The sequence below is a fragment of the Caulobacter sp. DMC95 genome, assembly GCF_056313785.1.
Genome location: NZ_JBQUZP010000002.1, coordinates 251570 through 263887 on the forward strand (window position 1 = coordinate 251570; position 12318 = coordinate 263887).

The 12318-nt window shown below is 64.5% G+C and carries 12 protein-coding genes; 11 read left to right on the plus strand and 1 reads right to left on the minus strand.

The window, feature by feature from the left end:
• The first annotated feature begins 420 nt into the window (after positions 1 to 420).
• The 9 genes from ACT53N_RS05155 (at position 421) to ACT53N_RS05195 (ending at position 7937) form a co-directional block, all read left to right on the plus strand.
• Entirely contained in the window at positions 421 to 1326 is a 906-nt protein-coding gene (locus ACT53N_RS05155) for a pyruvate, water dikinase regulatory protein (protein WP_476062888.1), read from the plus strand.
• On the plus strand, positions 1323 to 1922 hold the full coding sequence (locus tag ACT53N_RS05160; RefSeq protein ID WP_476062889.1) for a Maf family protein: 600 nt from the start codon (positions 1323 to 1325) through the stop codon (positions 1920 to 1922). Before ACT53N_RS05155 ends, ACT53N_RS05160 begins: the two co-directional genes overlap by 4 nt.
• The gene (aroE, locus tag ACT53N_RS05165; RefSeq protein WP_476062890.1) at positions 1919 to 2776 is read left to right on the plus strand and encodes a shikimate dehydrogenase; all 858 of its coding nucleotides are present in this window, start codon (positions 1919 to 1921) and stop codon (positions 2774 to 2776) included. Before ACT53N_RS05160 ends, aroE begins: the two co-directional genes overlap by 4 nt.
• A gap of 1 nt (position 2777) precedes the next feature.
• A complete protein-coding gene (coaE, locus tag ACT53N_RS05170) occupies positions 2778 to 3377 on the plus strand; it encodes a dephospho-CoA kinase (protein WP_476062891.1) in 600 nt (199 codons plus the stop codon).
• A gap of 31 nt (positions 3378 to 3408) precedes the next feature.
• On the plus strand, positions 3409 to 4122 hold the full coding sequence (dnaQ, locus tag ACT53N_RS05175; protein WP_476062892.1) for a DNA polymerase III subunit epsilon: 714 nt from the start codon (positions 3409 to 3411) through the stop codon (positions 4120 to 4122).
• Between the two features lie 133 nt (positions 4123 to 4255).
• Positions 4256 to 5044: an enoyl-CoA hydratase gene (locus ACT53N_RS05180; RefSeq protein WP_476062893.1), complete on the plus strand. Its 789-nt coding sequence runs from the start codon at positions 4256 to 4258 to the stop codon at positions 5042 to 5044.
• 149 nt (positions 5045 to 5193) lie between these two features.
• Positions 5194 to 5469 carry a 30S ribosomal protein S20 gene (rpsT, locus tag ACT53N_RS05185; RefSeq protein WP_004617408.1) on the plus strand — a complete coding sequence of 92 codons (276 nt, stop codon included), beginning with the start codon at positions 5194 to 5196 and terminating at the stop codon, positions 5467 to 5469.
• Between the two features lie 400 nt (positions 5470 to 5869).
• Positions 5870 to 7342, plus strand: coding sequence for a chromosomal replication initiator protein DnaA (dnaA, locus tag ACT53N_RS05190; protein ID WP_476062894.1), 1473 nt, complete (start codon positions 5870 to 5872; stop codon positions 7340 to 7342).
• Positions 7343 to 7574: 232 nt separating this feature from the next.
• Positions 7575 to 7937, plus strand: coding sequence for a hypothetical protein (locus ACT53N_RS05195; RefSeq protein ID WP_476062895.1), 363 nt, complete (start codon positions 7575 to 7577; stop codon positions 7935 to 7937).
• Positions 7938 to 7988: 51 nt separating this feature from the next.
• Here the strand turns inward: ACT53N_RS05195 and ACT53N_RS05200 are convergent, their stop codons facing one another.
• Positions 7989 to 8600 (minus strand): alpha-ketoglutarate-dependent dioxygenase AlkB, encoded by a 612-nt coding sequence (locus ACT53N_RS05200; protein ID WP_476063396.1) that lies wholly within the window; start codon positions 8598 to 8600, stop codon positions 7989 to 7991.
• A gap of 420 nt (positions 8601 to 9020) precedes the next feature.
• Between ACT53N_RS05200 and dnaK the strand changes: the two genes are divergently transcribed.
• Positions 9021 to 10916 carry a molecular chaperone DnaK gene (gene dnaK, locus ACT53N_RS05205; RefSeq protein WP_476062896.1) on the plus strand — a complete coding sequence of 632 codons (1896 nt, stop codon included), beginning with the start codon at positions 9021 to 9023 and terminating at the stop codon, positions 10914 to 10916.
• A gap of 162 nt (positions 10917 to 11078) precedes the next feature.
• Positions 11079 to 12236: a molecular chaperone DnaJ gene (gene dnaJ / locus ACT53N_RS05210; RefSeq protein WP_476062897.1), complete on the plus strand. Its 1158-nt coding sequence runs from the start codon at positions 11079 to 11081 to the stop codon at positions 12234 to 12236.
• The last annotated feature ends 82 nt before the right edge of the window (positions 12237 to 12318 follow it).

Sequence of the window (12318 nt, forward strand, 5' to 3'; positions counted from 1 at the left end):
CTCCGGCTCAAGTCCGGACGTCCCTTAAGATCTTTCTAACATATCTTAATAAGAAATTAAGATTGAAGGAGGGAGCGGAAGGGCAACTGCAAAGCGGGGAAAACACCTGAAAGGCGAGTGACTCGCACACGCCGTCCCGGGTTTCCCCCAGCCCTTCCCACATGGGGTTAACGCTCTGTTAATCATGTGGATGATCCAGCAGCGCCTTGAAGACCTTAATGAATTCTTAACATCGGATGGCGTGCGAAAACCCCGCGAAGGACTCGCTTCACGTCTCGGGAAAACCTGGATTTAGACTTCTGGGGATGCGGCGCAGGTCTGGGGATGATAGGCGAGCAATGCGACCGTTGATCACAGCGGCGCCGTGTCACGACGTCTTCGGAGCTGTTCGGCGCCCGGACGTCCCCAGAGGCAGGGCAAGTGGTTAAGCAACCGTTAACGGATGATCCACAGGAGAGTCTGGCTCAGGGCGAGGGCGAAAGGCTACCGCCCCGTTTCGCCACCTACTTCCATATCCACTTGGTTTCGGACTCCACTGGCGAGACCCTGAACGCGATGGCGCGCGCCGTGTGCGCCCGGTTTACGGACATCCTGCCGATCGAACACATCTATGCGCTGGTCCGTTCCACCCGTCAGTTGGACCGAGCGCTTGAGGAGATCGCGGGCGCTCCGGGCGTGGTGATGCACACTATCGTCGACCCCGGCCTGCGCGCCGCACTGGAAGACGGCTGTCGAAAGCTGGAAATGCCTTGTATCGCGGCGCTGGATCCGGTGATCAGCGCTATGTCCCGATATCTGGGCGCGCGCATCTCAACCCGGGTCGGCGCCCAGCACGCTCTGACGAACGACTATTTCGATCGGATCGAGGCGCTGGACTACGCCATCGCCCATGACGATGGTCAGGGCGGACAGGACCTGACCCAAGCCGATGTGATCCTGGTGGGGGTGTCGCGAACCTCCAAGACCCCGACCTGCATCTATCTGGCGCATCGCGGCGTGCGCGCCGCCAATGTGCCGCTGGTGCCCGGCCGCCCGCCGCCGCCCGAGCTGTTCGAGTTGAAGAACACCCTCATCGTCGGCCTGATCACTTCGCCCGACCGCCTGATCCAGATCCGGCGCAATCGCCTGCTCTCTCTGAAAGAGAACCGCGAAAGCGACTACGTCGACGCTGACGCCGTGCGCCAGGAGATCATCGCCGCGCGTCGTCTATTCGAGCGTCAGAACTGGCCCGTGATCGATATCACGCGTCGCTCCGTGGAGGAGACGGCCGCTGCGGTAATCAACCTGCTGTCCGGAGGACGTGGCAAGGTCGAGGTCCTGGGATGAGCCTGACCCCCGTCACCCTCGCCTCGCAAAGCTCGGCGCGACAGATGATCCTCAAGAACGCCGGCGTCGCCTTCGAGGCGGTCAGCCCCGGCGTCGACGAAGAGGCGGCCAAGGCCGGGCTGCTGGCCGAAGACGTCACGCCCCGCGATATAGCCGACGCCTTGGCCGAAATGAAAGCCGTCAAGGTTTCGACAAAGCGCCCGGGCCTCGTCATCGGCGCCGATCAGACCCTCGACCTGAAGGGCCAGTTGATCGACAAGGCCAACTCGCTGGACGAAGCCCGCGCGCGTTTGCTGGACCTGCGCGGAACGACCCACAAGCTGCACTCGGCTGTGGTGGTGGCGCGCGACGGCCGGCCGATCTGGCGGGTTGTCGAAAGCGCCAAGCTGTCCATGCGCCCGTTCAGCGAGGCCTGGCTCGACGCCTACATAGAGCGTCGCGGCGAGGCCCTGCTCTGGTCCGTGGGCTGCTACGAGCTGGAGAGCGAGGGCGTTCAGCTGTTCGACAAGATCGACGGCGACTACTTCACGATCCTGGGCCTGCCGCTGATCGGTCTGCTGGATTTCCTGCGTCTTCATGGAGCCCTGGCGGCATGAGCAATTCCCTCACGGGCGCGGCCATTGTCGGCGGTGTCTGCGGCCAGCCGATCAAGCATTCGATGAGCCCGGTGATCCATAACGCCTGGATCGCCGCCGCGGGTCTCGACGCGGCGTATGTCCCGTTTGCGCCCGCCGCAGACCGGTTCGAGACCTTTGTCGATGGACTGCGCGGTGGCGCGGTGCGCGGCGTCAACGTCACCATCCCGTTCAAGGAGCGGGCCCTGGCGGTCGCCGACACCGCCAGCGACCTGGCGCGAATGGCCGGGGCCGCCAATCTCCTGCTCTTCGATGGCGAGGGCCGCGTCTACGCTGACAACACCGACGGCCCGGGTCTGCTGGGCGCGATCGCCGTTCAGGCGCCAGGTTTCGACGTGGCCGCCGCCCCTGTGGTCATCCTCGGCGCAGGCGGCGCAGCGCGGGGCGCGGTGGCGGCCCTGCTACTCGCGGGCGCGCCGCAGGTATCTGTCGTCAACCGCACCGTCGCGCGCGCCCAGGACTTGGCCGACGCGTTCGGGGAAAAGGTTCTCGCCCATGGCGAAGGCGCCCTTCCCGCGCTGCTGTCGCAGGCGGGCCTGGTGATCAACGCCACCTCGCTGGGTCTGGGGGGCGGCGCGGGACCTGAAGCCGACCTGACCCTGACCCCCGAGAGCGTGGTCGTGATGGACATGGTCTACAAGCCGCTGCGGACCGAGTTCCTGCGTCGCGCCGAGGCCGCTGGCCGTCGCACGGTGGATGGGCTGGAGATGCTGCTGCGCCAGGCGATCCCGACCTTCGAGGCGATTTACGGCCAGGCCCCCTCCTCCGCCGTCGATGTCAGGGGCTTGGCGCTCAAGCTGCTAGGAGAAGTCTGACATGTTGATCCTCGGACTGACCGGTTCGATCGGCATGGGCAAGTCGACGACCTCGAAGATGTTCCAGGACGAAGGCGTGCCGGTTTATGACGCCGACGCCGCCGTCCACGCGCTCTACGCGACGGGCGGCGCCGCCGTCGCGCCGGTGGAGGCGGCCTTTCCCGGGGTCGTCGTGGACGGCGCTATCGACCGGGCCAAGCTCAGCGCTCAGGTCGTTGGAGACCCCGAAGCCCTGGCCAAGCTGGAGGCGATCGTCCACCCGCTGGTCGGCGCTCACCGCATCGGCTTTTTCGAGCAGGCCAAGGCGGAGGGCCATGAGATCGTCGTGCTCGACATCCCGCTGCTGTTCGAAACGGGCGGCGAGAAGCGTGTCGACAAGGTGGTTGTAGTGTCCGCCCCCGCTGATGTTCAGCGCCAACGGGTTTTGGCCCGCCCGGAGATGACGCCGGAAAAGTTCGAAGCGATCCTGGCGCGCCAGACACCAGATGCGGACAAGCGCGCGCGCGCTGACTTCGTCATCGATACGGGGCAAGGTCTGGACCACGCGCGCGGGCAGGTCCGCGACCTTCTGACTCTGTTGAGAACCGCTCCCTCGGCTTGAAGCGGACCGCGAACGGCTCCATTGAAGGACCATGGCCCGCGAGATCATCCTCGATACCGAAACCACCGGCTTCGACCCCAAGACCGGCGACCGTCTGGTCGAAATCGGCTGCATCGAGGTGGTCGACTTCATGCCCACCGGTCGCTCGTTCCATGAGTACTGCGACCCGCTGCGTGACATGCCGGCCGAGGCCGAGAAGGTCCACGGGCTGTCCAGCGCCTTCCTGACCGGCAAGCCCAAGTTTCACGAAATCGCCGATCGCTTTCTGGAGTTTGTCGGCGACAGCGTGGTCGTGGCGCACAACGCCGCCTTCGACCGGCAGTTCGTCAATTTCGAGCTGGAAAAGTGTGGCAAGGCCCCGATCCACGAGGAGCGCTGGGTCGACACCTTGGCCATGGCCAAGAAGCGCTTCCCCGGCATGTACAACTCGCTGGACGCGCTCTGTAAGCGGTTCAAGATCAGCCTGGAAAGCCGCGACAAGCACGGCGCCCTGATCGACGCCCACCTGTTGGCCGAGGTTTATCTTGAGCTGCAGGGGGGCAAGGAGCGGGCGCTTGAGCTCACCCACGCCGTTGGGGCCCTGGCCGTGTCCGCAGCGATCCAGGGGTCTTACGGCGCTCGGTCGCGTCCCTTGGCTCCGCGTTCATCCGATGCGGAGCGCGAGGCGCACGCCGCCTGGGTCCGCAAGAACCTCAAGGACAAGGCGCTCTGGATCCAGTTCGGCGTCGTGGCGGCCGAAGGCTGAGCTCCCTACCCTCCTGGTTCTGGTCAATGCGCTACCCGCCGGTCAGAGCCGTGGCTGGGCATCGGTGAAAGCTCGGGGCTCCCCAAGACGATGGGCGTCTCTATAACTGCGCCGGCTCAAGCAGGAGAACCCAATGACCCAGTTCCAGACCCTGATCGTCGAAGCGCCGGAGAGCGCGCCGGGCGTCACGCTGATCCGCTTGAACCGACCTGAAGCGCTGAACGCCCTCAACACCACCCTGTTGGGCGAGTTGGCCCAGGCGCTGGCGGCGGCGGAAGCCGACGACAGTGTCGGCTGCGTTGTGCTGACCGGATCGGCTAAGGCCTTTGCGGCCGGCGCCGACATCAAGGAGATGTCGGACAAGAGCTATGCTCAGATGTTCAAGGCTGACTTCTTCACGGCCGGGGCTCGCACGATCGAACAGTGCCGCAAGCCCATCATAGCGGCCGTCGCCGGCTACGCCTTGGGCGGCGGCTGCGAGCTGGCGATGATGTGCGACTTCATCCTAGCGGCTGACACCGCCAAGTTCGGCCAGCCCGAGATCAATCTGGGCGTCGCCCCGGGCATCGGAGGGACCCAGCGTCTGACCCGCTTTGTGGGCAAGTCCAAGGCCATGGACATGATCCTGACCGGTCGAATGATGGGCGCGGAAGAAGCCGAGCGCTCGGGTCTGGTGTCGCGGATTTTCCCCGTCGACAGCTTGGTCGATGAGACGCTGGCCATCGCCGCCAAGATCGCCAGCCAGTCGCCGCTGGCTGTGGCGATGAACAAGGAGCTCGTCGAAGCCGCCTACGAGACGACGCTAACAACCGGCGTCGCCCTGGAGCGGCGACTGTTCCATTCGCTGTTCGCGTTCGAAGATCAGAAGGAAGGCATGACAGCCTTCGTCGAGAAGCGTAAACCCACGTTCAAGGGCGTGTGATCCAGAACCAAAATGGTGACGGCGAAACGGCCTCGGGAATCCTGCCTGTGGACCGTTGACCCAGGCCAGCGCTTCCCGTATATCCGCGCGCTCACATTTCCACCTGCTTCGCGGCCGCCCGCGCGGCTGTCCGTTTGAAGGTCCGACCTATGGCCAATAATCCCGGCGCCAAGAAAGCGATCCGCAAGATCGCTCGCCGCACTGAAGTCAACACCGCGCGCCGCTCGCGCGTTCGCACCTTCCTGCGCAAGTTCGAAGACGCGATCGCCAAGGGCGACGTCGCCGTCGCCAAGGCCGCGTTCGTCGAGGCTCAGTCCGAGCTGATGCGCGCCGTTTCGAAGGGTGTGGTTCACCCCAACACGGGCTCGCGCAAGGTCTCGCGTCTGGCGGCTCGCCTGAAGAAGTTGGACAAGGCCGCAGCCTAGTCAAGATCCTGGACGAACCCTGTTCGTTCAATCTTTTCAAAGATTTACAAAAGCCGATCAGGGTAACCTGGTCGGCTTTTGCTTTGAATCCAACGCTCTATTTCTTGTGTTGCAATCTGTGATCTGAGTAGTCGGAGCCGCTATTCCCTTGCGGGGCGAGGGCCTCTCGCGAGTCAACAGAAATATCCGCGATCGGACGCAAGTTTTCCGTTTGACCGGCCCGGGCCGCTGGCTAGTTTAAGGGTCTCAACGCTCTTCCAGTCTTGGACAAAACAAGGCGGCGGCGGACCGATCGTGTTCGCCGAGTAAGAACCTGTGTGCGTTGAGAAAAACGGTCGCGCGCCATGGGGGGCGGCGGCTGATAGATGCGGCGATTGTTTTTGTGCAAGGCGGTGGACGAATGACCATGAAGGGCGGGGTTGCCAGCCAGGACTTCTCGGCGGCGATCGCGACGGCGTGCGAGCCGTCGGCGAGCGTGTGGTCGAAGGTTTGCGTGGCGTTGAAGCGCGAGCTGGGTGATGCGGCCTTCGGGTCGTGGATCGCTCCGGCGATGCTGCGCGAGGCCGCCACCGGCGACGTTGTTCTCGTTACGTCGACAGGCATCGCCCGCGATTGGATCCGTCGCAGCGCCTGGCGCCGGATCTGCGAACTTTGGACCGCGCATGATGCGACAGGTCGTCGCATAGACCTGAAGTCACGCCTTGAGTTCGAGGCGGCGGCCGGCGTCTATGTCGAGGCCGCCCCCAAGGCCGTCGCCGCTGAACCAATCGAAATTGTCCTTCCTGTGTCGACCGACGCGCCGAGCGTCGTGGCGCCGAGCGCCAAGTCCCCGCGCACCCAGGGCCTGCAGGAGCGTTTCACCTTCGAGACCTTCGTGCCCGGTCCGGCCAACGAGTTCGCCCACGCCGTTGCGCGTCGGATCGCCAACTGGGCGGACGGTCACTTCAATCCCGTGCTGTTCCACGGCCCCTATGGCTTCGGCAAGACGCACCTGCTGAACGCCCTCGCCTGGGAAGCCATGCGCAACGCGCCGGACAAGCGGGTGGTCTATCTCACGGCCGAGCGTTTCCTCTCGACCTTTGTGCGCGCGGTCATGGATCGCCAGACCGCAGCCTTCAAGGAGGAGCTGCGCGCTGCGGACCTTTTGATCATCGACGACGTCCACTTCATCGCCGGCAAGCAGTCGACCCAGGAAGAGCTGTTCCACACCCTGACCGCGTTGGTCGGGGAGGGCGGCCGCGTGGTGTTCTCGGCCGATCGACCGCCGTCGGCCATGAGCGAGATGGACGCGCACTTGCGCTCGCATCTATCGGCGGGCCTCGTCTGTGGCCTCGAGCCGGCTGATCGTAACCTTCGCCTCGGCATCCTGGAGCGTAAGATCCAGACCCTGTCGGCCGCCCAGGGTTTTGAGCCCAGCATGCGGCCGGAAGTCATGCAGTTCCTGGCGGATCGTTTCACCGACAGCGTCCGCGAGCTGGAAGGCGCGCTGAACACCCTCTCGGCGCGCGCCGGCGAAGGCCTTTCGCGCATGACGCTGGACGAGGTGCAGGCGATCCTGCGCCCGCACCTGCGGTCGGGCGAGAAACGCATCACCATCGACGATATCCAGAAGGCCACCGCCGAGCACTACGGCATGAAACAGGCCGATCTGCTGAGCGAACGCCGCAATCGCGCCGTGGCCCGTCCGCGTCAGGCCGCTATGTGGCTCGCCAAGCAGCTGACCACCCGGTCGCTGCCGGATATCGGCCGTCGTTTCGGCGGTCGCGACCACACCACGGTCCTGCACGCTGTGCGCCGGATCGAGGCCCTGCGCGCCGAAGACAGCGCGCTGAGCCACGATCTTGAGACGCTGACGCGCAAGCTGCGCGGCTAGCTGAAGGTTTGAGACCAGCTCTATGAAGGGACCGCGTTGAAGGCGCGGTCCCTTTCTTTTGCGCGTTCTCGGGCGCCGGGCTGGAACCTGCGCTCGCAGATCGAGCTGTTCTGAGATTGACCTGGAACCATTTATGGTTGAGCCTTCATGTCGTAATGAATGAAGGTTGAGGGGCAGGTTGATGAACGGAGCGATGAGAGGACTGGTCTTGGCGACGGCTTTGGGGCTCGTGATGGCGTCGAGCGCCCAGGCCAGGGACGCCAAGGGCGAGGTGAAGCTCGCCAAGCTGCTGGAGGGGCGCTCAGTGCGCGCCGGGATGCCTTGCATCGAGGTCCGCAAGATCATCACCACCGAAATCATTACCGGAACGGCGATCGTGTATCGGCTCCGGGGCAGCCCCACGCTCTATGTGAACCGACCGACGGCGGGGTTGGAGGATCTGCACTCCAACAACGCACTGATGCTCAATCAGGCCGTAAACCTATGCGAGGGCAACAATCTGCCGACTAGTGACAATGGTGGTCGCGGCGCGGGACCTGGCTTCAATGGCGGCGTCAGGCTCGGAGAGTTCGTGCCCTATGTGAAGGACAACTAGTGGGCATGGCGCGAGCCCTCCGGCTCCCTCGGTCAAGCGTTCGGGCGCCGCCTAACGTGCGCGTCGCAGAGTCAAATTGATCCGACCGCCGCCAGGAACCAGCGCGGATGAGCCTGGCAAGATCCGGTCCACCCCGTGAAACGCCAGTCGCGCGGGTCCGGACAGCCGACACACATCGCCTGAGCTAAGCTTGAGGCTGCGTGTCGGCTCCTTGCGGCTTACGCCGCCGATCCGGAACACCGCCGTATCGCCGAGGGAGATCGACAGCACGGGAAACCGAGGGTCTGTTTCGTCGCGATCCTGATGCAGGCCCATGCGAGCCCTGTCGCGATAGAGATTGACCAGACAGGAGTCTGGCGGCGTTTCCGGGTCGCCAAGCGCCTCCCAGAGGTCAAGTAGAACTGGCGGAATGTCTGGCCAGGGTCGGCCCGTGTCAGGATGGCGATCGACATACCGGTAACCCTGCGTATCGCTGGTCCAACCCAGGGGTCCGAGTGCTGTCATCGCCACGCTCATCGGCTTTCCGTAGGCGGCTTCATAGTTTGAGAAGGGCGCATGCTCTGCTGCGGCCAGGACGACATCGAGCAGAGCGCGTTGCGCCGACGCATCCAGCAAGCCGGGCCAGAGATCGAAGCCGGGCATGACGCGTAGGGCGTTGCACATCGTCTGGAATTCACACGCGGCGAGGGTTAAGGAGCCTCCGCCATGTTCCACAAAACCGATGCCGATGCATCCTTCGACCCCGCCATTGAGGTAGAGACTCCTCAGCGGACGTGGTGCTTGGCTCTGGCGGCGCAGGTGCGGCGATTTTTCTTCGTCCTGACGCCAGATTCCCCCTCGCCTGATGGGGTTATGACCTTGCGCGGCGGCCCCTATCCCCCATATCCGGCTTCGAAGCGGGGTTGACGGGCTCGTCAACTTCGCACAACGCATTCCGCCCGTTCGATTTTCGTCGACGGCGCGGAGCGCGGAACTTGAACCGTAATGAGTGCGAAGCCACTGGGGACGGAGCGAGAAAAACCGGGGCGCTTCTGAGAAGGCCCTTGTCACCGCCGTCCGCCTAAAGGAGCGACAGGTACGAAGATGAGCAAGATTATCGGTATCGACCTTGGCACCACGAATTCGTGCGTCGCCATCATGGACGGCAAGAACCCGAAGGTGATCGAGAACGCCGAGGGCGCGCGTACGACTCCTTCGGTCGTCGCCTTCCAGGAAGACGGCGAGCGCCTGATCGGCCAGCCCGCCAAGCGCCAGGCCGTGACCAACCCGACCAACACGCTGTTCGCGATCAAGCGCCTGATCGGCCGCACCGCCAGCGATCCGGTGGTCGAGAAGGACAAGGGCATGGTGCCCTACGAGATCGTCAAGGGCCCGACCGGCGACGCCTGGGTCAAGGCGCACGGCAAGGACTACAGCCCGCAGGAAGTCTCGGCCTTCATCCTGCAGAAGATGAAGGAAGCCGCCGAAGCCCATCTGGGTGAGCCGGTGACCAAGGCGGTCATCACGGTTCCGGCCTATTTCAACGACGCCCAGCGTCAGGCCACCAAGGACGCCGGCAAGATCGCCGGCCTGGAAGTGCTGCGCATCATCAACGAGCCGACCGCCGCGGCCTTGGCCTATGGTCTGGACAAGAACGACGGCAAGAAGATCGCCGTCTACGACCTGGGCGGCGGCACCTTTGACGTGTCGATCCTGGAAATCGGCGACGGCGTCTTCGAAGTGAAGTCGACCAACGGCGACACCTTCCTGGGCGGTGAAGACTTCGACCTTCGGATCGTCGACTACCTGGCCGACGAGTTCAAGAAGGAGCAGGGCGTCGACCTGCGCAAGGACAAGCTGGCCCTGCAGCGCCTGCGCGAAGAGGCTGAAAAGGCCAAGAAGGAACTGAGCTCGACGGCCCAGTACGAAGTGAACCTGCCGTTCATCAGCATGAACGCCTCGGGTCCGCTGCATCTGAACATCAAGCTGTCGCGCGCCAAGCTGGAAGCCCTGGTCGACGATCTGATCGCGCGCACCATCGGTCCGTGCGAACAGGCCCTCAAGGACGCCGGCCTCAAGAAGAGCGACATCGACGAAGTGATCCTGGTCGGCGGCATGAGCCGCATGCCCAAGGTCCAACAGGCGGTGCAGGACTTCTTCGGTCGTGAGCCGCATAAGGGCGTGAACCCTGACGAAGTAGTGGCCCTGGGCGCGGCCGTTCAGGCCGGCGTGCTGCAAGGCGACGTCAAGGACGTGCTGCTGCTGGACGTGACCCCGCTGACCCTGGGCATCGAGACCCTGGGCGGTGTGTTCACCCCGCTGATCGAACGCAACACCACCATCCCGACCAAGCGCTCGCAGACCTTCTCGACGGCCGACGACAACCAGTCGGCCGTGACGATCCGCGTGTTCCAGGGCGAACGCCCGATGGCGCAGGACAACAAGATGCTGGGCCAGTTCGACCTGGTCGGCATCCCGCCGGCGCCGCGTGGTGTGCCGCAGATCGAGGTCACCTTCGACATCGACGCTAACGGCATCGTCCAGGTGCACGCCAAGGACAAGGCGACCAACAAGGAGCACTCGATCCGCATCCAGGCCAATGGCGGCCTTTCGGACAGCGACATCGAGCGCATGGTCAAGGAAGCCGAGGCCAACAAGGCTGCGGACGAGAAGAAGAAGCAGCTGGTCGAGGCCAAGAACCAGGGCGAAGCGATCCTGCACTCGACCGAGAAGGCCCTGGCCGAGCACGGCGACAAGGTCGGCGCGGCCGAGAAGACCGCGATCGAGACCGGTATCACCGAGCTGAAGACCGCTCTGGAAGGTGAAGACGTCGAGGCCATCCAAGCCAAGACTCAAGCCCTGATCCAGGCCTCGATGAAACTGGGCGAAGCCATGTACGCCGCCCAGCAAGGTTCGGCCGAAGGCGGCGACGCCAAGGCCGACGACGGCGTCGTCGACGCCGAGTTCGAGGAAGTCGACGACAACAAGCCGGCGGCCTAAGACCGCCATGCGTGCGCCGCGGAACATTCGTCAAAGGATCGTTCCGCGGCCGCGACCTTCTGTCTCTAGGTCCAAGAGCGCCTTGCGCCGGGCCGGAGGCTATCCCACCTCTTCCAACATTAACGCCACTTTCGTGGGCCTTTTGGGCGCCAGACGCTGACGATGCGCGACTATTACGAAATTCTCGGCGTGACCCGGACTGTCGATGAGGCAGGTCTGAAGTCCGCGTTCCGCAAGCTGGCGATGGAACATCACCCCGACCGCAACGGCGGTTGCGAGAAAGCGGCCGGGCGGTTCAAGGAAATCAACGAAGCCTATTCGGTCCTCTCCGACCCCCAGAAGCGCGCGGCCTACGACCGTTTCGGCCATGCCGGTGTCAATGGCCCGCAAGGCGGGGCAGGCGGGTTCGGCGGTCAGGGCTTCGACGCCAGCGATATCTTCAACGACGTCTTTGGCGATGTCTTCGGCGAGATGTTCGGCGGCGGCCGACGTCAGTCGAATGGCCCGCAGCGCGGCCAGGACCTGCGCTATGATCTGGAGATCAGCCTGGAGCAGGCCTATGCCGGCGCCGAGGTTGAGATCACCGTTCCCGCCGCCATGACCTGCGAGGTCTGCGAGGGCTCGGGCGCCAAACCGGGCACCAGTCCTACCGTTTGCGGCACTTGCGGCGGCGCCGGTCGCGTTCGCGCCACACAAGGCTTCTTCGCCGTTGAGCGCGGCTGCCCTCGCTGCGGCGGCTCGGGCCGGATGGTGCTGGATCCCTGCTCCAACTGCCACGGCCATGGCCAGGTGCGCCGCGAGCGCGTCCTTTCGGTCCGCATTCCCGCCGGCGTCGATGACGGCGCCCGCATCCGTCTGGCCGGAGAAGGTGACGCCGGCGCTCGGGGCGGTCCGCGCGGCGACCTCTACATCTTCCTGTCGGTGACCCCGCACGAGCTTTTCGAGCGCGATGGCCTGGACCTGCTCTGCACGGTGCCGGTACCGATGACGACCGCCGCCCTCGGCGGTGAGATCGAGGCGCCCTGTCTGCTCGGCGGTGAGTCCTGTGATGGCCAATGCAAGGTCATGGTCCAGGTCCCGGAGGGCGCCCAGACCGGTAAGACCGTCCGCCTCAAAGGCAAGGGCATGCCGTCCCTGCGTAGCCGCCAGCGCGGCGACCTGGTGGTGGAGCTGTTCGTCGAAACGCCGACCCACCTGTCAGCGCGTCAGAAGGAATTGATGCGCGAACTGGCCGGCCTGTGCGGCGAGAAGCAGAACCCCAAGTCGGCGAACTTCGTCGGCAAGGCCAAACGCTTCTGGGAAGAGGTGACGGGCAGCTAGGGCTTCGCGTCCAGCACTGTTTTCGCGCCGTCCCCGCAATTCCTTAACGCCGACTCTTAACGCGAGGCGCGACGCTCTGTAG

Excerpts from the sequence above, each read along its gene's own strand:
- ACT53N_RS05160 (WP_476062889.1), top strand. The coding sequence starts at position 1,323 with ATGAGCCTGACCCCCGTCACCCTCGCCTCGCAAAGCTCGGCGCGACAG.
- aroE (WP_476062890.1), top strand. The coding sequence starts at position 1,919 with ATGAGCAATTCCCTCACGGGCGCGGCCATTGTCGGCGGTGTCTGCGGC.
- coaE (WP_476062891.1), top strand. The coding sequence starts at position 2,778 with ATGTTGATCCTCGGACTGACCGGTTCGATCGGCATGGGCAAGTCGACG.
- dnaQ (WP_476062892.1), top strand. The coding sequence starts at position 3,409 with ATGGCCCGCGAGATCATCCTCGATACCGAAACCACCGGCTTCGACCCC.
- ACT53N_RS05180 (WP_476062893.1), top strand. The coding sequence starts at position 4,256 with ATGACCCAGTTCCAGACCCTGATCGTCGAAGCGCCGGAGAGCGCGCCG.
- rpsT (WP_004617408.1), top strand. The coding sequence starts at position 5,194 with ATGGCCAATAATCCCGGCGCCAAGAAAGCGATCCGCAAGATCGCTCGC.
- dnaA (WP_476062894.1), top strand. The coding sequence starts at position 5,870 with ATGACCATGAAGGGCGGGGTTGCCAGCCAGGACTTCTCGGCGGCGATC.
- ACT53N_RS05195 (WP_476062895.1), top strand. The coding sequence starts at position 7,575 with ATGGCGTCGAGCGCCCAGGCCAGGGACGCCAAGGGCGAGGTGAAGCTC.
- ACT53N_RS05200 (WP_476063396.1), bottom strand. The coding sequence starts at position 8,600 with ATGTGCAACGCCCTACGCGTCATGCCCGGCTTCGATCTCTGGCCCGGC.
- dnaK (WP_476062896.1), top strand. The coding sequence starts at position 9,021 with ATGAGCAAGATTATCGGTATCGACCTTGGCACCACGAATTCGTGCGTC.
- dnaJ (WP_476062897.1), top strand. The coding sequence starts at position 11,079 with ATGCGCGACTATTACGAAATTCTCGGCGTGACCCGGACTGTCGATGAG.